Genomic DNA, 19,027 nt, shown 5'->3' on the forward strand with positions numbered 1-19,027 from the left:
CCGCCGGTCACCACCGGCGGCGCGCCTTCACCCTGTCTGCCCGGGACGCGCGGTCACTGCGCGCCCAGCACCTCCCGCACCAGGCCCTCCGGCAGAAGGTCCTTGCAGGACTGGGCGGAGGTGGTGGTGAGGGAGTCGTTGACGCAGGTGTAGTAGTCCCGGTACACGAACTGGGCCGAGAAGGTGACGGCGACGATGGCGAGGGCGATCGTGGAGGTGACCAGGCCGCTGATGGCCGCCGTCCTCTGCGGCCGGCCGCTCGGCTCGGGGGTCGCCGGCCGGTCCGGGTCCGGGTTGCCGGGCTTGGCGCGCAGGGAGCTGACGGCCCAGTACACGGCAAGGGAGCCGAGCAGCAGGGCGACGTAGGGCCAGGCGAAGAGGGCGAAGAAGAAGGCCCACATGCCGCACAGCAGCGAGTACCGCGCGCGCCGCTGGGCGGGGTCCGTCGGGTCCCAGCGCAGTCCCCTGCCCGGACCGCCCTCGGGGCCCTGGCCGGGCCCGCCCTGGCCGCCGGGCCGCTGCCCGAAGGGACCGCCGGACGAGCGGCCGGGCTGCCGGTCGCTCCACTGACCGCCCCACGGCGCGTGGCCGCCACCGCGTCCCGAGCCGTCGTCGGCGTCCCGGCCGTCCGGCCGGCGCGGCTGCCAGGGCCGGTCGGGCGTGCCCTCGGGCGGCGGCGCGAACGGGTTGTCGTCCGAAGCGCCTGCGCCCTGGCCCCGCCCGGGCTGCCCGGACTGCTCGTGGGTGTCCTCGCTCTCGCGCGGAGGCGTGGGCGAGGAACTCCGCTCGCGCAGCAGGAGCGAAGAAAGGCGGAAACTGCGGTCCGGCATCAGGAGTGCGTCTTCCCCTTGGTGGTTACGGCGTGACATCGGTGGTGTGCCCGGTGGTGCCCGGCGGGTGCCTGGGGTGGTGGACCCGGAGCCGCTGTCCGGCGTTGGGTCGCCGGACCCGGCGGGTGAGTCCGGTCGTGGTCCCGGTGGTGCCCGGTCGTGATCCCTGTCGTGTCCAGTGGTGATCTCGGCGGTGAAATCTACTGGTAGCGCATGAGCTGTCACTCCTTGAACGCCCCACACACCGACCGCGTTCCCGAGCCCACTCCAGGCAGACGCTACCTCCCGGCCGCGCCCCCGTCCCACGGGGGCCGTCCGGTGTGCCGGTATCGTTGCTGACGGTCGGCCGCTTCGTAGACTTCCCCGTATCGGGGGACCCGAAGCATTCGTACGAAGGTACAAGTGCACGGTCGGCAGACGTGAACGTTCCCCGCAGAACCCGTAGAAAGGGCCCCACCGTGGCCGCCAAGCCCGTGGCCAAGCGCCTCGTCGTGCTGGTCTCCGGATCCGGCACCAACCTCCAGGCGCTGCTGGACGCCATCGCCACGGCCGGCGTCGAGGCCTACGGCGCCGAGATCGTGGCCGTCGGAGCCGACCGCGGTGGCATCGAGGGCCTCGCCCGCGCCGAGCGCGCCGGGCTGCCGACCTTCGTGTGCCGGGTCAAGGACCACGCGACGCGTGACGAGTGGGACGCGGCGCTCGCCGACGCCGTCGCCGCGTACGAGCCGGACCTCGTCGTCTCCGCCGGGTTCATGAAGATCGTGGGGAAGCGTTTCCTGGCGCGGTTCGGTGGGCGGTTCGTCAACACCCACCCGGCGCTCCTCCCCAGTTTCCCGGGGGCCCACGGGGTCCGCGACGCGCTCGCGTACGGCGCCCGGGTCACCGGCTGCACCGTCCACTTCGTCGACGACGGCGTCGACACCGGACCGATCATCGCGCAGGGCGTGGTGGAGGTCCGTGACGAGGACGACGAGAGCGCTCTGCACGAGCGCATCAAGGAAGTCGAGCGAAGGCTGCTCGTCGATGTCGTGGGGCGGCTCGCCCGCAACGGCTATCGCATTGAGGGACGAAAGGTAGTTATCCAGTGACCGCCGACAGCACTGTCACGGCCGAGAGCGGCCAGAGCGGCCGGAACGGCGCGGGCGACCAGCGGGTCATCCGACGCGCGCTCGTCAGCGTCTACGACAAGACGGGCCTCGAAGACCTCGCGCGCGGCCTGCACGAGGCGGGCGTCGAACTCGTCTCCACCGGGTCCACCGCCGGGCGTATCGCCGCCGCCGGTGTCCCCGTCACCAAGGTCGAGGAGCTGACCGGCTTCCCCGAGTGCCTGGACGGCCGGGTCAAGACCCTCCACCCCAAGGTGCACGCCGGTATCCTCGCCGACCTGCGCCTGGAGGACCACCGGAACCAGCTCGCCGAGCTGGGCGTCGAGCCGTTCGACCTCGTCGTCGTCAACCTCTACCCGTTCCGGGAGACGGTCGCCTCCGGCGCCACCCCCGACGAGTGCGTCGAGCAGATCGACATCGGCGGCCCCTCGATGGTCCGCGCCGCCGCCAAGAACCACCCCTCCGTCGCGGTCGTCACCAGCCCCGCCCGGTACGCCGACGTGCTCGCGGCCGTCCAGCACGGCGGTTTCGACCTGACCACCCGCAAGCGGCTCGCCGCCGAGGCGTTCCAGCACACGGCCGCGTACGACGTCGCCGTGGCCTCCTGGTTCGCGTCCTCGTACGCGCCGGTCGACGACTCGCAGTTCCCCGACTTCCTCGGGGCCACCTGGGAGCGCGCGCACACCCTGCGCTACGGCGAGAACCCGCACCAGCCGGCCGCGCTGTACGTCTCCGGGACCGGCGGCCTCGCCGAGGCCGAGCAGCTGCACGGCAAGGAGATGTCGTACAACAACTACACGGACACGGACGCCGCGCGCCGTGCCGCGTACGACCACGACGCGCCCGCCGTCGCGATCATCAAGCACGCGAACCCGTGCGGGATCGCGGTCGGCGCGGACGTCGCGGAGGCGCACCGCAAGGCGCACGCCTGCGACCCGCTGTCGGCGTTCGGCGGGGTGATCGCGGTCAACCGGCCGGTCTCCAAGGAGATGGCCGAGCAGGTCGCCGAGATCTTCACCGAGGTGATCGTCGCGCCCGACTACGAGGACGGCGCGCTGGAGGCCCTCGCGAAGAAGAAGAACATCCGGGTGCTGAAGGCACCGGGCGCGCCCGCCGCCCCGGTCGAGGTCAAGCCCGTCGACGGCGGCGCGCTGCTGCAGGTGACCGACCGGCTCCAGGCCGACGGTGACGACCCCGCCCACTGGACCCTCGCCACCGGCGACGCCCTCTCCGCCGACGAACTGGCCGAGCTGGCGTTCGCCTGGAGGGCCTGTCGCGCGGTGAAGTCCAACGCGATCCTGCTGGCCAAGGACGGCGCCTCGGTGGGTGTCGGGATGGGGCAGGTCAACCGCGTGGACTCCGCCAAGCTCGCGGTCGAGCGCGCCGGTGCCGAGCGCGCGCGGGGCGCGTACGCCGCCTCCGACGCGTTCTTCCCCTTCCCGGACGGGCTGGAGATCCTGACCGCGGCCGGCGTCAAGGCCGTGGTGCAGCCCGGTGGTTCGGTCCGTGACGAGCTGGTCGTCGAGGCCGCGCGGAAGGCGGGCGTGACGATGTACTTCACGGGGACGCGGCACTTCTTCCACTGAGCCGCTCCACGAGTCGTAGGACGAAGGGTCCGCCGGGCACACCGGCGGGCCCTTCGCCGTGTCCGCCCGGGGCGGGAGCCCGCGTCCCGGGCCCCCGCGGAACGTGCGCCCGGGGCGGAAGGTCGCGGAATGGCCGATACCCCGGTGCAGAGGCGGGCGTTCCGCTGCGAGGGTCGAGGGGTCCGTTCCATCGACAGGGACTCAGGGGGTCGGTCATGCGCAACAGATCGGGTCGGTCACGCCGGGCGGCGGCCGTCGGCGCGGTGCTCGCCGTCGCGCTCGGTACGGGGACGAGCGGCGCGGCGGCCGCGAGCGGCGCCGGGGAGGAGGCGGTGGTGTCCTGTCTCCGCGGGTACGTGTGTCTCCAGCCGCTGCTCGGCTCCCAGCCGGTCATGGTGAGAGAGGGGGACCGGGCCGCGTACAGCCCCGCCCTGCGGGTCACCGCGGTCGTCAACGCCACGAACACGCCCTACTGCGTCGGCGGCAGCCTGAGCTATCCGCTCGGGCCCGGCCAGACGCAGGACTACGACCACGCGGTGAGCCGCGTGTCGCCGGCGGGCGGTGGCTTCTGCCCGCTGTGACACCGCGGCGTGGCACACCGGGAGAAGGCCCACGGCAGGGCGACGTACCGCAAGGAGACGCACCGAGGGCCGTGCCCCCGAGTTCGGGAGGCACGGCCCTTCGAGTGTGCTCAGTGCTCGTCCGGCGCCCGGCCGTGCTCAGTAGCGCGGGCGGTTGAACCACGCCTTGCCGTTGGCGTTGCCGACGAAGACCGCGATCAGGATGCCCAGCACCAGGTGGACCAGGCCGATCAGCAGGAACGGGAAGATGCCGAGGATCGCGGTGATGATGCCGAAGACCAGGGTGGCCACGCGTACACCGTTGCCGCCGGACTTGAACTTCACGGCCATCGTGACCGCGTAGCCGAGCCAGGCCGCCGCGAAGATGGCGATCGCCACCATCTGGCCGGTGGGGATGTTGCCGAGTGCCTCGGCGAGGGCCGGGTCCTCGGCGCTGTCGCTCGCCGCGGACACCGCGATCGCGGCGATGGCGTAGAGCAGGACGCCGACCACCTGGAGGCCGACGATCACCCACAGCATGATGCGGGCCGCGTTCACCGTGCTGGGCATGGTCTCGGGTGCGTTCGGGTAGCCGCCGTACCCCTGGGAGACCGGCGGGGCGGTCGGGTAGCCGTAGCCCGGCTGCTGGGGCGGGGTCTGCTGCGGGTAGCCGTAACCCTGGGCGGGCGGCTGCTGCTGGGGCTGGCCGTACGGGTTGTTCGGGTCGCCGAAGCTCATGCGGGGTTTCCTCCGTTGCCTGGTGCGGGGACGCGCGGCACGGTTCGGAGGAATGCCCTGGATCTTTTGAAATGGTCACGCCCCCCGGCAGTGCCCGCGGCACTGTGTCCCAATCGTTTTATATGCCCGCTCGGATGTCCAGGGAGATTCAGCGGGTGTTGTGCAAGTGCAACACATCCGATCTTGTCGACCCGGGTGCCCGAGCAACCGCCCGCGTAACCTCCCGAACAACCGCCCAAGCAACCGCCGAGGTGGCCGAGGGAGCGCCTGACGGGTCTGTCATGCACGGTCCGTCCCGCGTCCGGAAGCGGGCGGAGGGCGTCCGTCGGATGACCGGATTGGAACCCGGCGCCGGTCATCCGCGAAGATTGGGGCCATGAGCGCCCAGATTCTCGATGGCAAGGCCACCGCAGCCGCGATCAAGTCCGATCTGACCGCCCGCGTGGCGGTGCTGAAGGAGAAGGGCGTCACGCCCGGACTCGGCACGATCCTGGTCGGTGAAGACCCCGGCAGCCAGAAGTACGTCGCCGGCAAGCACCGCGACTGCGCGCAGGTCGGCATCGCGTCCATCCAGCGTGAACTGCCCGCGACCGCGACCCAGGAGGAGATCGAGGCGGTGGTCCGGGAACTCAACGAGGATCCCGCCTGCACCGGTTACATCGTCCAGCTCCCGCTGCCCAAGGGCATCGACGAGAACCGCATCCTCGAACTGATGGACCCCGACAAGGACGCGGACGGTCTGCACCCGATGAACCTCGGGCGCCTCGTCCTCAACGAGCCCGCCCCGCTGCCCTGCACCCCGAACGGCGTCCTCACCCTCCTCCGCCAGTACGGCGTCGAGATCAAGGGCGCCGAGGTCGTGGTCGTCGGGCGTGGGGTGACGATCGGGCGTCCGATGCCGCTGCTGCTCACCCGGCGCAGCGAGAACGCCACGGTGACCCAGTGCCACACCGGCACGCGTGACCTGGCCGCGCACCTGCGGAAGGCGGACATCATCGTCGCCGCCGCCGGTTCCGCCCACCTGATCCGGCCCGAGGACGTGAAGCCGGGCGCCGCCGTCCTCGACGTCGGCGTCTCCCGCTCCGCCGAGGGCAAGATCGTCGGCGATGTCCACCCGGGTGTCGCGGAGGTCGCCGGCTGGATCTCCCCCAACCCCGGCGGCGTCGGCCCGATGACCCGCGCACAACTGCTCGTCAACGTGGTGGAGGCGGCGGAGCGCAGTGCCGGCTGACGGCGGGGCCGAGGGCGTTTCCGGGGAGCCGCGGGGGGCGGGGGCGTCCGGCGCGCCCGGAGCGGCGGAGACCTCCGGGGCGTCGGGGAAGCCGGGGGCGTCCGCGAGGCGGCCACGCCCGGGAACGACCGAGGGGCCGGCGGAACCGTCGGCTTCGGGCGCGCCGGACGGGCGTTCAGGGGGCGGGGCGGAAGCGGCGAAGGCGACGGGAGCTGCGGAGACGGCGGGCGTACGTCCGCCGCGTCCACCGGCCGTAATGTCGGAGGCGTCCGGTGGGGCGGAGGCGTCCGGTGGGGCGGAGGAGTCGGTGAGTCCGGCGCGGGCGGACGCTCCCCGGACCTCCCGGGTCTCCCGGGCCTCGGCGGCGGCCGGGACGCCGGGAGCGGCGCGAGCTTCGGACGCGGCGCGAGCTTCGGAGACGGCGGCCGTGTCGTCAGGCAAGGCCGAACGGCCCCGGGCTTCGGCCGACGGTGGGTCCGGGGACACGGCGGACGGACCGAGGACCGCGGGCCGGTCCGGGACGACGACAGACGGGGCTGCGGCACCGGAGAGGGTGCACATGGCGAAGACCGCGAGGACGACCGGGACGGCAGGAACAGCGGAGGCGACCGGGACGGCCGAGGCGACCGGGACGGCCGGGCCTGCCGGGGCCGTGGATGAGATCGAGGTTCGTGATCACATCAGCGTTCCCGACGCCGACGGGAAGCCCGTTCGGGGCACCCGGCGGTTCCCGATGTTCACCAAGGACACCGCGCGGCCCGAGGGCGGTGGCCGGGCGGCGCCCCGCGAGGCGCCCGCTCCCGTGCGCCAGTGGCCGATCCTCGCCGTGCTGTCCACCGTGGCGCTCGGGCTGCTGCTCACCGCGCTGGACGCGTTCAGGGCCGGCACGATCCTGATCGGGGCCGCGCTGCTCGGCGGCGCGGTGCTGCGCTGGGCCGTCCGGGATGTCGGCATGCTCGCCGTCCGCTCCCGCTTCACGGACATGGCCACGTACATCTTCCTGGGTACCGCCATCGTGCTCCTCGCGCTGATGGCCCAGCCCAGGCCGCTGCTGGAGATCCCGTTCCTCAAGGACACCCTGCACTTCACGGTGGGCGACGAGGCGGGCTGAGGGGCTCCGCCCCTTCTCGGAATTCCGCGCACCAAACTCCCGTGCACCGAACCCCCGTGCCCGTGTGCGGACGACGGCGGTCCGTCCCCTCCCCCGAGTAAGGACGGACCGCCGTCGCGCTCCACGTTCCCGCGCGGCGAACGCTCCGTTCAACACCTGTCAGCCCGCTGTGGCACGGAAGTGACCATTCCGCCGAGGTGTCCGCACCCGGCGACGCAGACGCACTCGGAAGGAAGCGGGGGCGCGGGGCGCGATCACTGACGCACACGTTCAAGAATTCGGCCCCTGAGCGTTCAAGAACAGGACTGATGTGAGCATTTGAGGTGGTCCGGGAGGTCTCGTGTGCAGTCCTGTGATTCCGCCCGGAAATCCGGGTGGCCGGTGGGACACTGGATCGCTGACGGTGCGGGGGGGCGCGCGCGGCGCGCGCTCCTGCCCGAAATGCTCCTGCGCGCCCCTTTCCTGGGAACTGAGATCCCGGACGGGCGCATCCCAGTGGGTAGGCCAGAACGGGGCGTGAAGAGGCCCCGGACCAGGTCCCGGACCAGGATTCAGCGAGGGCACCATGCACGGCGCGCGAACAGCGGGCACGGGGGGAAAGTTCAGAGTCGTACGGAGATCCGTACGGGGGGAAGAGGGGGGAAGAAATGCCTCGTTGGAGGGCCTTGCCCGATGAACTCGATCCACAGGTCAGGGAGTTCGCGGGTCAGCTGCGCCGGCTCGTCGACCGCGGTGGACTGAGCATCGCAGCGGTGGCCGACCGCACGGGCTACAGCAAGACGTCCTGGGAGCGCTATCTCAACGGAAGACTGCTCGCGCCGAAAGGGGCGATCGTCGCGCTGGCCGAGGTGACCGGCACCGATCCCGTCCACCTGGCCACCATGTGGGAGCTGGCCGAGCGCGCCTGGAGCCGCTCGGAGATGCGCCACGACATGACCATGGAGGCGATCCGTATCTCCCAGGCGCGTGCCGCCCTGGGCGAGACGGGTGGCCAGTCCACCGTCAAGAGCGGCGGGAACGGCAGGGGCGGCCGGAGCGCGACCGCGACGCCGGGCGTCGCGGGCCCGGCGGGCGTCGTGCCGTCGGTGCCGGTGCAGCCGCGCTCCTCGGCCGGCGACCGTGCCTCGCGCCCGCCGTACGGCGGGGGAGCGGCCTCCGCGGGCGCGTCACGCATCAGCTGGGGCACCACACCCTCGACGTCCTCACCGTCCACCTCGTCGCCCTCACCCTCGTCCTCGGCCGCGTCGCGGGCGGGCCTGGCCGGGGGGCGGTCCTCGTCGGACTACGCTGCCTCGGGCTCGGACCTGGGGTCGGACCTGGGGTCGGCCCCGGTGTCGTCGGCGTCCTCGCTGCGCGGTACGGGCGGTGCACAGGTCGCCGGTGCCGGTGCCCAGGTCTCCGGCGGTGCCTCGGCGCCGTCCGGTGTGTTCGGGCCGCCGCCGGGCGGGGGCCGGTCCGAGGGCGGCGATGCCCGGCCGAAGCGGCGCATGCCCATGTTCCTCGCGGGAGCCGTCGGAGGGCTCGTCCTGATCGCGGGGGCCTACTTCCTCACCAACGGTGACGGGAAGGACCAGGCGGAGGGCAAGCCGCCCAGCTCTGCGGCTACCTCGACCGGTACGAACCCCGACCTCCCGGCCGGAGTGAAGTGCAGCGGCAAGGACTGCGAGGGCAAGGATCCGGAGACCATGGGATGCATCGGCGACCTCGTGCGGACCGCCGATGAGGCCACGGTGGGCACAGCGCGGGTCGAGGTCCGTTACAGCAGGACCTGTCAGGCCGCCTGGGCCCGTATCACCGGTGCCGCCCAGGGCGACGAGGTCCAGGTCGCGGCGGGCATGACCAGGCAGAGCGCCGCCATCGAGGCGGCCGGCGACAACATCGCCTACACGCTGATGATCAACGTGAAGGACGCGGGCGAGGCCACGGCCTGCGCGACGCTGGCGTCGGGCCAGAAGGGCTGCACGGGGTAGCGGGGCGGAGGAGCCGGCCCGGTCGCGGGAACGGAGGGCGGCGCGAGGTGGTGGAGACGGTGAGTCGAGGGGGATCTGCGCGCCCCTCCCCCTCGGGCCGCACGGGGCGGCGTGACGGAAGGTCCACCCGCCGCCGGGGGCGTGACGCCCCGTAGTCGCTCCGTCCGTAGAAGTAGTTGCGGAATAAAGGGAATGCGCGCCGAACTCCGGGGCATGTGGACAGTACCCCCACGGGAGTCCGGTGCGTCCGGGAGAGGATCCCCCCATCCCTCCTGGCCCGGCGCCCCCACAAAGGCGGTCGCCCGGTCCCTCCCCCCGGACCGGCGGCCGCCTTTTCGTGCCACCCTCTCCGTGTGCGCCGACACGCAAGGCCCTGTGGGCTGGGCCACACGAACCCCGGCCGTCCGGGATCCCGGATGCGCGATAGCCTGACCACCGATCTCTCTTGATGCCAAGAGATCGATCATTTGTACGTCAGTACGTAGTACGCAGTACGTCCCACAGGGGCAGGGACGCCCCACCGCCAGCTGTCATACGGAGAACGCCATGACCCGCACTCCCGTGAACGTCACCGTCACCGGCGCGGCCGGCCAGATCGGTTACGCCCTGCTCTTCCGCATCGCCTCCGGCCAGCTGCTCGGCGCGGACGTGCCGGTCAAGCTCCGCCTGCTGGAGATCACCCCGGCGCTCAAGGCCGCCGAGGGCACCGCCATGGAGCTCGACGACTGCGCCTTCCCGCTCCTCCAGGGCATCGACATCACGGACGACCCCAACGTCGCCTTCGACGGCGCCAACGTCGGTCTGCTCGTGGGCGCCCGCCCCCGCACCAAGGGCATGGAGCGCGGTGACCTGCTGGAGGCCAACGGCGGCATCTTCAAGCCGCAGGGCAAGGCCATCAACGACAACGCCGCGGACGACATCAAGGTCCTCGTCGTCGGCAACCCGGCCAACACCAACGCCCTCATCGCCCAGGCCGCCGCGCCGGACGTCCCGGCGGAGCGCTTCACCGCGATGACCCGCCTGGACCACAACCGCGCGCTGACCCAGCTGTCGAAGAAGACCGGCGTCCCGGTCTCCGAGATCCAGCGGCTCACGATCTGGGGCAACCACTCGGCGACCCAGTACCCGGACATCTTCCACGCCACGGTCGCCGGCAAGAACGCCGCCGAGGTCGTCAACGACGAGAAGTGGCTCGCCGAGGACTTCATCCCGACCGTCGCCAAGCGCGGCGCCGCCATCATCGAGGCCCGCGGAGCCTCGTCGGCCGCGTCCGCCGCCAATGCCGCCATCGACCACATCCACACCTGGGTCAACGGCACCGCCGAGGGCGACTGGGCCTCCATGGGCATCCCGTCCGACGGTTCCTACGGCGTGGCCGAGGGCCTCATCTCCTCCTTCCCCGTCACTGTCAAGGACGGCAAGTACGAGATCGTCCAGGGCCTGGAGATCAACGACTTCTCCCGCGCCCGTATCGACGCCTCGGTCCAGGAGCTGGCGGAGGAGCGTGAGGCGGTTCGCGCGCTCGGCCTCATCTGAGCCGACGTCTTATAGCGTGCTCTGGCAGGCCCTGTCCCGGTTTCGGCCGAGACGGGGCCTGTTCGGCGTGTACGCCGCTATCGTCGGTGCGCGCATGTCGTGAGAACGTCGGCGGCCAGGCCCGGTCGTCACCTTCCCGTCCGCCTCGCGACGCCGTGCACACGCTCGCCGCGCCGGGCAACGGCCCCGTCACATCCGTCCGTACGTGGTCCTCCGCCCGGCACGTCGAGAGCACGCACCTGACGCCGTGCGGCCGCCCTGCGGGCGACGACGCGAAGGTGAACGACACGACCCAGGGGGCAGCATGACGAGGTGGGATCCGCACCAAGGACGCTGGGTGGACGACGACCCCGGGCACGGCGGCCCGGGGCCCCGTGTGGCCGTCGCGGTCGTCCTCGCGGCGCTCCTCGGTGGTGGTGTCGGCTTCGGGGTGTGGACCCTGTCCCGGGACGACGACGGCCCGACCCGGGCGACCTCCGCGAGCAGTTCCCCGTCGGCTCCGCCCTCCGTCCCGGCCGCGGGCCCGCAGGACGACGGGGGCACCGCCTCGGCCACACCGAAGCAGTCGGCAGCGGACTCCGACCCGGGCGGCACCCCCGGCTATGTCCGCTCCGACGATCCGGCCGGCTTCACCGTCGAGGTCCCCTCCGGCTGGAAACGCACCGCGAAGACCCCCACGGACAAACCCACCGTCGTGACCTACGACTCCCCGGACGGCACCCGGGTCCTCCAGCTCTTCCTGGTCAGCGAGGGGAGCCCCGCCGAGTCCATGGACCTGGCGGAGAACGAGAACTACGGTTTCGCCCGCCTCCCCGGCTATCGCGCCCTCGACCGCTCGGCGGCCGACGACGACAGCTACTCCGAGGTCGTCTACCGCTTCGACGGCGAGGGCGATCTGGGCCCCCGTCAGGTCATCGACCACCGCTTCCGCACGGCCGACGACAAGATCTACGGAGTCCGCCTCAGCGCCCCCGAGCCGACCCCCCTCGACGAACTCCGCGAACCGGTCACCATGGTGACCACGTCCCTCTGCCCGACGGGCGCGACCTGTGTACGGGGCTGAGCACGAGCCTCCGCCGACCCCGGACCGACCCCGCGCGACGCCGGGCCGAGCGGGGTCCCTCGGCGGGCCACGGCCAGGGCCATCGTCCAGCGCCACCGGGACGGCCGTTGTGGGGGCGCGGCCGGGGCTGTCAGGTGCGCGGGATCGGCCGTCCGGTGGTGCCGGGCCCGGCGCGCAGGCCGCGACCGGGTCCGACTCCCCGGGCGCGGAGCGGGAGTCCTCCCCGCAGCCGCGACCGGAGCCGGTCCCGGTTGGCCCCTCCGGCGATCCGATCACTAGTCTGAGCGCCGATAAAGCGCACATAAGGCAGTGGCTGGTCACGCGCACCGCATCGCCGACCGGCCGCGACACAGCAGGGGCCACCGGCCCGACGGGGGAGCACACATGGGAGAGCAGCGCAGGCGGCTGCGGTCCAGCACGGTCGTACTCGGGGGGATGGGGGTCGTCGCGGCGGCCCTGACCTCCTGCGGATCCGATCCGGACCGCCGTTGCGTGGACCGCGACAGCTACGACTACGCCAACGGCTACAAGATCATCGCGGACAGGAACTGCAACACGGGCTCCGGCTCGTCGTCGTACGGCAAGAACAGCAAGAACAGCAAGAGCAACAGCAGCGGCAACCGGAAGCAGGCCGGTTCGGCCGACGCCGCCTGGTACTACGACGCGGACGTCAGCGGCGGCCGGGCCGAGGACGGCACCTTCAGCCGCAGCGAGGCCGTCGACCGGGACGGCTTCGGCTGCTCGGGAGACGGCGACGGCTCCGGCTCCAGCGGCGGCTGACCCGGCGGACGGGACAGAACCATGGAACGCCGCACCATCGCACCCCGGCCCGGCTGGCAGGAGACCGTCGAGGAACAGGGGCTCATCTACCCGCTGACCCGCTACCCCGACGACTCCCTGCGCCCGTACTGGGACGAGAGCGCCTACTACGTCTTCTCGCTCCCCGAGGTCGAGGCACTGGAGGGGGTCGTCGAGGAACTGCACGCCATGTGCCTGGCGGCGGCCGCCCACATCGTCGAGCACGACCGCTTCGCCGACCTCGGCATCACCGATCCCCGCCTCGTCGGCCTCGTCGCCGAGGCATGGCGTCGCCGGGCCGAACTGCCCTCCGTGTACGGCCGCTTCGACCTCCGCCACGACGGGACCGGTCCCGCCAAGCTGCTGGAGTACAACGCCGACACCCCGACCTCGCTCGTCGAGGCGGCCGGCCCCCAGTGGTTCTGGATGGAGGAGCGCTTCCCGGGCGCCGACCAGTGGAACTCCCTCCACGAACGCCTCGTCGACGCCTGGAAGAAGCAGTCCCGCCTCCTCCCGCCGGGCAGCCCCCTGTACTTCGCGCACTCCGCCGGCGACGAACTGGGCGAGGACCTGATGACGGTCGCCTATCTGAAGGAGACCGCCGAACAGGCCGGCCTGGACACCGACTGGATCTCCATGGAGGACATCGGCTGGGACCGCCTCGCGGACCGTTTCGTCGACAAGAAGCTCCGCTTCATCCGCAGCATCTTCAAGCTCTACCCCTGGGAGTGGCTCACCACCGACCGCTTCGCCCCCCACGTCCTCGCCACCCTCGACAACGGCGGTGGCACCGGGACCACGATGTGGATCGAACCCGCCTGGAAGATGCTCCTCAGCAACAAGGCCCTCCTCGCCGTCCTCTGGGAGCTGTACCCCGGCCATCCGAACCTCCTCCCCGCCTATCTCGACGGCCCCCGCGAACTGGCCGTCACCACCGGCTACGTCGCCAAACCCCTCCTGGGCCGCGAGGGAGCCGGCGTCACCGTCCACCCGGCGGGCACCGCCCCCGCCCTCCGCGACGAGCCCTGCTGCTACCAGGAGTTGGCACCCCTCCCGGACTTCGACGGCAACCATGTCGTCCTCGGCGCCTGGGTCGTCGAGGACGAGTCGGCGGGCCTCGGCATCCGTGAGTCCTCGGGACTGGTCACCGACGAGTACGCCCGTTTTCTGCCCCACGTGATCCTCTGACGTCCGCGTTCTCCTCCGCCTCCCGCCGTCGTTCGTATGGTGGACGCCCGGGCCCGGGCGTCCACGGCGCCCGATAGGGTGACCGGCGGGCCGTGACTGGCGCGCTGGGATGGGACGGACCATCGGGGAGCGGCCCGGGAAAGATGAGTGCCGTGCGCCTGGGCCGTACCGTGAACGCTGAACGCAACGTCCGGAGGTCCCCATGTCAGCCGAGCCCCTCTCCCACGAGTCCACCGCCTTCCGTGCCGCCCTCGATGTGATCCGCGCCGTCGAGCCGCGCGTGGCCGACGCCATCGGCCAGGAGGTCAGCGACCAGCGCGAGATGCTCAAGCTGATCGCCTCCGAGAACTACGCCTCCCCGGCCACCCTCCTGGCCATGGGCAACTGGTTCAGTGACAAGTACGCCGAGGGCACCGTCGGCCGCCGCTTCTACGCCGGCTGCCGCAACGTCGACACCGTCGAGTCCCTCGCCGCCGAGCACGCCAGGGAACTCTTCGGCGCCCGCCACGCCTACGTCCAGCCGCACTCCGGCATCGACGCCAACCTCGTCGCCTTCTGGTCCGTCCTTGCCGACCGAGTCGAGGCTCCCTTCCTGGAGAAGACCGGCGCCCGCCAGGTCAACGACCTCTCCGAGGCCGACTGGGCCGAACTCCGCCAGGCCTTCGGCAACCAGCGCATGCTCGGTATGTCCCTGGACGCCGGCGGCCACCTCACCCACGGCTTCCGCCCCAACATCTCCGGCAAGATGTTCGACCAGCGCTCCTACGGCACCGACCCCGCCACGGGCCTCATCGACTACGAGGCCCTGCGCGCCACCGCCCGGGACTTCAAGCCGCTGATCATCGTCGCCGGCTACTCCGCCTACCCCCGCCTCGTGAACTTCCGGATCATGCGTGAGATCGCCGACGAGGTCGGCGCCACGCTGATGGTGGACATGGCGCACTTCGCGGGCCTCGTCGCCGGCAAGGTCCTCACCGGCGACTTCGACCCGGTACCGCACGCCCAGATCGTCACCACGACCACCCACAAGTCCCTGCGCGGCCCGCGCGGTGGCATGGTCCTGTGCGACGACTCCCTCAAGGACCAGGTCGACCGCGGTTGCCCGATGGTCCTCGGCGGCCCCCTCCCGCACGTCATGGCCGCCAAGGCCGTCGCCCTCGCCGAGGCCCGGCAGCCCGCCTTCCAGGACTACGCGCAGCGCATCGTCGACAACTCCCGCGCCCTCGCCGAGGGCCTGACGCGCCGGGGCGCCACCCTGGTCACCGGCGGCACCGACAACCACCTCAACCTGATCGACGTCGCCACCTCCTACGGTCTCACCGGCCGCCAGGCCGAGGCCGCGCTGCTCGACTCCGGCATCGTCACCAACCGCAACGCCATCCCGGCCGACCCGAACGGCGCCTGGTACACCTCCGGCATCCGCATCGGCACGCCCGCGCTGACCACACGTGGTCTGGGCACCGCCGAGATGGACGAGGTCGCCGGCCTCATCGACCGCGTCCTGACCACCACGGAGTCGGGCACCACCAAGTCGGGCGCCCCCTCCAAGGCCCAGCACGTCCTCGACGCGAAGGTCGCCGACGAGATCTCCCGCCGCGCCACCGACCTCGTCGCCGGCTTCCCGCTGTACCCGGAGATCGACCTCGGCTGACCCTGCCGCAGGCCCGTCAGGCGTCCAGCAGCTCCTGACGGGGCCCTCGCGGCGGTCCGGACCCGTGCCGGGCCGCCACGCGGCGCAGCAGGAGCGTGGCTCCCCCGGAGCCGACGACCAGCCCCAGGGCCAGGGCGGGTATCGCCCAGCGGGCCTGCTCGGCCGGATCGGGTGCGTCCGCCGCGGCCCGTGCGCCGGCGGCCGTCTCGCCGGGGTCGGCCCCGACCCCGGTGAGCTCCTCGGCCGAGGCCGCGCCCAGCCCCGCGGCGCCGGAGGTCTCGCCCAGGACCCCGAGACCTCGCAGCAGCGCGCGCAGTTCCTCCGACTCCTTCGCCTTGTGCCAGACACCGTCGCCCGACGCGGCGGTGTCCTCCGCCGTCTCCACGTCCGTGTGGATCCAGACGTCCTTGGTGTCGGGAGCCGACAGATACAGCCGGTCCACCCGCCAGGGCCTTTCATGGCTCAGCCACATCACGGTGACCATGTCGCCGACCTGCTCTCCCCAGGTGTCCTCCGGTCCCCAGTCCGGAGCCTTCTCCCGGTTCCCGTCGAGTGCCGAGCCGACCGGCACCAGGAGCCGCACCAAGAGGTCGTACCGCTTCCCCATGCCGTAGAGCGAAGCCGTCGTGGGGGGGGGGTGTGATACCCCCCCCACGCGGGTGGGGGCCCCCCCCCCCCCCGGGGGGGCCCCCCCCACCGGCCCGGGCCGATCGGGCCCGAAACCCCCCCGCACCCCCCCCACGCTGGTCGGGCCGCCCGCCGCCGCGGGCGGCGCCCCCAGCACGAGCAGGGCCAGAGCGGCCAGTAACGCTCCCGTCACCGCCGCCAGTCGTCGCGGTCCACGCATCCGACACCCCCGATCGATCCCGGTGCGGTCCCTCCGCACGCGCGGTGTCACTTCTGGTACACCGCTCGAACCGCCGGGGTTCCCACTTCGACGGGACCGATCTGTCCAGCCTCGACGGGACCGGTCAGTCCAGCGACTCCGCGATCTTCCGCGCCCGGTCCTTCGACGCCACGCCCTCCAGCCGCAGCGTGTACGCGCCGCCGTGGACCCACAGCAGGGTGGGCCCCGCCGTGCGCTCGGAGCGCGTGAAGCGGGAGCCGTCCTCGGAGGTCATCCAGAAACGCAGGAGGTGCGGGTCCGGGAACCACAGGGCGTCGTAGGCGCCCCCGCCCAGCTGCACCCACTCGACGGCCCGCTCACCCGCCACGGTCTTGCCGTACCCCGGTGCCAGCCGGGCCGCGTACTCGTCGAGCCGGACCGTGTGTCCCTGCTCCTGCCAGCAGAGGCTGATCACGAAGCGGCCCTTCGGCGCACGCGTCACGGACACCGCGTCCGGGTCGCCCAGCGCATCCGGCACGAGAGGTGCGAACCCCGCCCGCCGCCCCGCCTCGGCGAGCGGGACCGGGTCGGGGCAGCCTGGCGTCCCCACCCCCGGCGCGGGCGTCGCCGACGGGTCGTACCGCACCTCGACCCCGCCGAAGCCGAACCAGTCGGCCACAGCCGCCCGTACCGGAGGGGTGAGGACGAGCACCGTGAGCAGCCCGCACAGGGCGGCCGTCAGCGCCCGCCGACGCGCCCCGGCCCACCGGCGCACCGCCCGCAGCCGCTCACCGGCGCCCGGCGGCTCGGCCACCGGGGTCGGCACCTGCTCGGCGATGATCTGCCGCAGCACCCGCTCGACCATGGTCTCGTCCCCGTCGGCCCCCGGCCGGTCCAGCCCCCTGCCGAGCGCCCGCAACTCCTCGGGCAGCCGGACATCACGCCCCTCGCTCCCCGTGCCGCCGCCCTCACGCTCCCGCCCCGGGCCCCCGCTCCCGGACGGCCGGTCCGGCTCACCCACGTCCCTCACCCCCTCCCGCCTGTCCCAGGGCCTCGCCCGGCTCGAACTCCGGCAGCAGACGGCCCAGCCTGCGCAGTGCCCGGCTCAGACGGGACTTCACCGTGCCCCGGGGCCAGCCGAGGGCCGCCGCCGTCTCCGGCTCGTCCATCTCCAGCAGATAGCGGTACGTGACGACCAGCCGGTGTTCCTCGCTCAGCTTCTCCAGGGCGCCCAGCAGCGCCACACGCCGCTCTATCGCCAGAGCCGCGACCGCGGGGTCGGCCGAGGCCGGTATCAACGGCTCGGCCTCGGCGAACGTCGCCTCGCGGTCGGCCAGGGACCGCTGGCGCCCCGCTGTCCGCACTGTGTTCCTCGTCTCATTGGCCACGATCGACAGCAGCCACGGCCGAAACCCGGAGCCGTCCCGGAAGCGGCCCAGTGAGCAGTACGCCTTGAAGAACGCCTGCTGCACCACATCCTCCGCGTCCGCACCGGCGCCGAGCGCCCGGGCCGCCCGCAGCGCGATGCCCGTATGGGCGCGCACCAGCTCCGCGTACGCCTCCGGCTCCCCGGCGCGTACGCGTGCGATCACCGCGGCCTCATCGACGATGCGGCCCCCCTCCCGCGTTCTCACATCATGGGTACACCGCCCGGACCGGATCGGTTCCCACCCGTGTCACATCTGTTTCCGGTCGGTTCCGGAACGGCCCCGGACACCTGAGAGAATGGGGAGCATGGCCTCTGACCGACCCCGCGTGCTCTCCGGCATCCAGCCCACCGCCGGCTCGTTCCACCTCGGCAACTACCTCGGCGCCGTCCGCCAGTGGGTGGCCCTGCAGGAGTCCCACGACGCGTTCTACATGGTCGTCGACCTGCACGCGATCACCATCGCGCAGGACCCCGCGGACCTGCGCGCCAACACCCGGCTCGCCGTCGCGCAGCTGCTCGCCGCCGGTCTCGACCCGGAGCGCTGCACCCTCTTCGTGCAGAGCCACGTGCCCGAGCACGCCCAGCTCGCGTGGGTCATGAACTGCCTGACCGGCTTCGGCGAGGCCTCCCGCATGACCCAGTTCAAGGACAAGTCCGCCAAGCAGGGCGCCGACCGTGCGAGCGTCGGCCTCTTCACGTACCCGATCCTCCAGGTCGCGGACATCCTGCTGTACCAGGCGAACGAGGTGCCGGTCGGCGAGGACCAGCGTCAGCACATCGAGCTCACCCGTGACCTCGCCGAGCGCTTCAACGGCCGCTTCGGCGGGACGTTCACGATCCCGAAGCCGTACATCCTGAAGGAGACGGCGAAGATCTACGACCTTCAGGACCCGGCGATCAAGATGAGCAAGTCGGCGTCGACCCCCAAGGGGCTGATCAACCTGCTCGACGACCCGAAGGCCACCGCCAAGAAGGTCAAGAGCGCGGTCACCGACACCGACACGGTGATCCGCTACGACGCCGCCGAGAAGCCGGGTGTCAGCAACCTGCTCACCATCTACTCGACCCTCACCGGGGCGGGTATCGCGGAACTTGAGCAGAAGTACGCCGGAAAGGGCTACGGTGCGCTCAAGACGGACCTCGCCGAGGTCATGGTCGAGTTCGTGACGCCTTTCCGGGAGCGCACCCAGCAGTATCTGGACGACCCGGAGACGCTCGACTCGATCCTGGCCAAGGGAGCCGAGAAGGCGCGCGCCGTCGCGGCGGAGACGCTCGCCCAGGCGTACGACAAGGTCGGCTTCCTGCCCGCCAAGCACTGAGCCGCACGACCTCGGCCCCCGAGCGCCGACCGCACCACCCGTCGCACCACCGACAGCGCCGCACATCACTCCCGCTGCGCCTGCC

17 protein-coding genes and 1 riboswitch are annotated in these 19,027 nt (G+C 72.2%); of the genes, 12 read left to right on the forward strand and 5 right to left on the reverse strand.

From position 1 onward, the window contains the following. Window positions 1–53 precede the first annotated feature (53 nt). Entirely contained in the window at window positions 54–830 is a 777-nt protein-coding gene (locus tag ACFU5F_RS15015; RefSeq protein ID WP_383886915.1) for a hypothetical protein, read from the reverse strand. 458 nt (window positions 831–1,288) lie between these two features. On the opposite strand from ACFU5F_RS15015, the gene purN reads away from it, so the two are divergent. The 3 genes from purN to ACFU5F_RS15030 all read left to right on the forward strand — a co-directional run bounded on the left by purN (window position 1,289) and on the right by ACFU5F_RS15030 (window position 4,103). Then, the gene (gene purN / locus ACFU5F_RS15020; protein ID WP_059078984.1) at window positions 1,289–1,918 is read left to right on the forward strand and encodes a phosphoribosylglycinamide formyltransferase; all 630 of its coding nucleotides are present in this window, start codon (window positions 1,289–1,291) and stop codon (window positions 1,916–1,918) included. Then, complete coding sequence (gene purH, locus ACFU5F_RS15025; RefSeq protein ID WP_383886917.1) at window positions 1,915–3,522, forward strand: bifunctional phosphoribosylaminoimidazolecarboxamide formyltransferase/IMP cyclohydrolase; 1,608 nt, start codon at window positions 1,915–1,917, stop codon at window positions 3,520–3,522. Before purN ends, purH begins: the two co-directional genes overlap by 4 nt. A 215-nt stretch (window positions 3,523–3,737) precedes the next feature. Further along, complete coding sequence (locus tag ACFU5F_RS15030) at window positions 3,738–4,103, forward strand: hypothetical protein (RefSeq protein ID WP_383886919.1); 366 nt, start codon at window positions 3,738–3,740, stop codon at window positions 4,101–4,103. A 138-nt stretch (window positions 4,104–4,241) separates the two neighbouring features. On the opposite strand, the gene ACFU5F_RS15035 is transcribed toward ACFU5F_RS15030, so the two are convergent. Further along, window positions 4,242–4,820, reverse strand: a complete 579-nt coding sequence (locus ACFU5F_RS15035) for a hypothetical protein (protein ID WP_383886921.1) — start codon at window positions 4,818–4,820, stop codon at window positions 4,242–4,244. 376 nt (window positions 4,821–5,196) lie between these two features. Between ACFU5F_RS15035 and ACFU5F_RS15040 the strand changes: the two genes are divergently transcribed. The 8 genes from ACFU5F_RS15040 to ACFU5F_RS15075 all read left to right on the forward strand — a co-directional run bounded on the left by ACFU5F_RS15040 (window position 5,197) and on the right by ACFU5F_RS15075 (window position 15,368). Further along, window positions 5,197–6,051, forward strand: a complete 855-nt coding sequence (locus ACFU5F_RS15040) for a bifunctional methylenetetrahydrofolate dehydrogenase/methenyltetrahydrofolate cyclohydrolase (RefSeq protein ID WP_318812646.1) — start codon at window positions 5,197–5,199, stop codon at window positions 6,049–6,051. A gap of 559 nt (window positions 6,052–6,610) precedes the next feature. After that, window positions 6,611–7,162: a DUF3017 domain-containing protein gene (locus ACFU5F_RS15045; protein ID WP_383886923.1), complete on the forward strand. Its 552-nt coding sequence runs from the start codon at window positions 6,611–6,613 to the stop codon at window positions 7,160–7,162. A 647-nt stretch (window positions 7,163–7,809) separates the two neighbouring features. After that, window positions 7,810–9,132 (forward strand): DUF2690 domain-containing protein, encoded by a 1,323-nt coding sequence (locus tag ACFU5F_RS15050; RefSeq protein ID WP_383886925.1) that lies wholly within the window; start codon window positions 7,810–7,812, stop codon window positions 9,130–9,132. 546 nt (window positions 9,133–9,678) lie between these two features. Continuing rightward, on the forward strand, window positions 9,679–10,668 hold the full coding sequence (locus ACFU5F_RS15055; RefSeq protein ID WP_383886927.1) for a malate dehydrogenase: 990 nt from the start codon (window positions 9,679–9,681) through the stop codon (window positions 10,666–10,668). 337 nt (window positions 10,669–11,005) lie between these two features. Continuing rightward, window positions 11,006–11,731 (forward strand): hypothetical protein, encoded by a 726-nt coding sequence (locus ACFU5F_RS15060; protein ID WP_383886929.1) that lies wholly within the window; start codon window positions 11,006–11,008, stop codon window positions 11,729–11,731. Window positions 11,732–12,115: 384 nt separating this feature from the next. Next, window positions 12,116–12,511 carry a hypothetical protein gene (locus ACFU5F_RS15065; RefSeq protein ID WP_383886931.1) on the forward strand — a complete coding sequence of 132 codons (396 nt, stop codon included), beginning with the start codon at window positions 12,116–12,118 and terminating at the stop codon, window positions 12,509–12,511. A gap of 21 nt (window positions 12,512–12,532) precedes the next feature. Beyond that, window positions 12,533–13,717, forward strand: a complete 1,185-nt coding sequence (locus ACFU5F_RS15070; protein WP_383886933.1) for a glutathionylspermidine synthase family protein — start codon at window positions 12,533–12,535, stop codon at window positions 13,715–13,717. Window positions 13,718–13,799: 82 nt separating this feature from the next. Continuing rightward, window positions 13,800–13,888: riboswitch (ZMP/ZTP riboswitch) on the forward strand. Between the two features lie 31 nt (window positions 13,889–13,919). Continuing rightward, window positions 13,920–15,368, forward strand: coding sequence for a glycine hydroxymethyltransferase (locus ACFU5F_RS15075; protein ID WP_383886935.1), 1,449 nt, complete (start codon window positions 13,920–13,922; stop codon window positions 15,366–15,368). Window positions 15,369–15,384: 16 nt separating this feature from the next. Here ACFU5F_RS15075 and ACFU5F_RS15080 read toward each other — a convergent pair whose 3' ends face one another. From ACFU5F_RS15080 to ACFU5F_RS15090, 3 genes are all read right to left on the reverse strand, one after another. Continuing rightward, on the reverse strand, window positions 15,385–15,975 hold the full coding sequence (locus tag ACFU5F_RS15080) for a hypothetical protein (RefSeq protein ID WP_383886937.1): 591 nt from the start codon (window positions 15,973–15,975) through the stop codon (window positions 15,385–15,387). 364 nt (window positions 15,976–16,339) lie between these two features. Continuing rightward, window positions 16,340–17,215: a hypothetical protein gene (locus ACFU5F_RS15085; protein WP_383886939.1), complete on the reverse strand. Its 876-nt coding sequence runs from the start codon at window positions 17,213–17,215 to the stop codon at window positions 16,340–16,342. After that, window positions 17,208–17,828 (reverse strand): RNA polymerase sigma factor, encoded by a 621-nt coding sequence (locus ACFU5F_RS15090; protein ID WP_383886941.1) that lies wholly within the window; start codon window positions 17,826–17,828, stop codon window positions 17,208–17,210. The genes ACFU5F_RS15085 and ACFU5F_RS15090 overlap by 8 nt, the downstream gene beginning before the upstream one ends. Before the next feature lie 100 nt (window positions 17,829–17,928). Between ACFU5F_RS15090 and trpS the strand changes: the two genes are divergently transcribed. Continuing rightward, complete coding sequence (trpS, locus tag ACFU5F_RS15095; protein WP_383886943.1) at window positions 17,929–18,942, forward strand: tryptophan--tRNA ligase; 1,014 nt, start codon at window positions 17,929–17,931, stop codon at window positions 18,940–18,942. Window positions 18,943–19,027: the final 85 nt, after the last annotated feature.

This window comes from Streptomyces sp. NPDC057438 (assembly GCF_042802995.1).
Taxonomy (GTDB): Bacteria; Actinomycetota; Actinomycetes; order Streptomycetales; family Streptomycetaceae; genus Streptomyces.

Coding starts and splice junctions, on each gene's coding strand:
- ACFU5F_RS15015 (WP_383886915.1), bottom strand. CDS start 830: ATGCCGGACCGCAGTTTCCGCCTTTCTTCGCTCCTGCTGCGCGAGCGG.
- ACFU5F_RS15065 (WP_383886931.1), top strand. CDS start 12,116: ATGGGAGAGCAGCGCAGGCGGCTGCGGTCCAGCACGGTCGTACTCGGG.
- ACFU5F_RS15045 (WP_383886923.1), top strand. CDS start 6,611: ATGGCGAAGACCGCGAGGACGACCGGGACGGCAGGAACAGCGGAGGCG.
- ACFU5F_RS15050 (WP_383886925.1), top strand. CDS start 7,810: ATGCCTCGTTGGAGGGCCTTGCCCGATGAACTCGATCCACAGGTCAGG.
- ACFU5F_RS15080 (WP_383886937.1), bottom strand. CDS start 15,975: ATGGGGAAGCGGTACGACCTCTTGGTGCGGCTCCTGGTGCCGGTCGGC.
- trpS (WP_383886943.1), top strand. CDS start 17,929: ATGGCCTCTGACCGACCCCGCGTGCTCTCCGGCATCCAGCCCACCGCC.
- ACFU5F_RS15035 (WP_383886921.1), bottom strand. CDS start 4,820: ATGAGCTTCGGCGACCCGAACAACCCGTACGGCCAGCCCCAGCAGCAG.
- ACFU5F_RS15030 (WP_383886919.1), top strand. CDS start 3,738: ATGCGCAACAGATCGGGTCGGTCACGCCGGGCGGCGGCCGTCGGCGCG.
- ACFU5F_RS15075 (WP_383886935.1), top strand. CDS start 13,920: ATGTCAGCCGAGCCCCTCTCCCACGAGTCCACCGCCTTCCGTGCCGCC.
- ACFU5F_RS15040 (WP_318812646.1), top strand. CDS start 5,197: ATGAGCGCCCAGATTCTCGATGGCAAGGCCACCGCAGCCGCGATCAAG.
- ACFU5F_RS15055 (WP_383886927.1), top strand. CDS start 9,679: ATGACCCGCACTCCCGTGAACGTCACCGTCACCGGCGCGGCCGGCCAG.
- ACFU5F_RS15070 (WP_383886933.1), top strand. CDS start 12,533: ATGGAACGCCGCACCATCGCACCCCGGCCCGGCTGGCAGGAGACCGTC.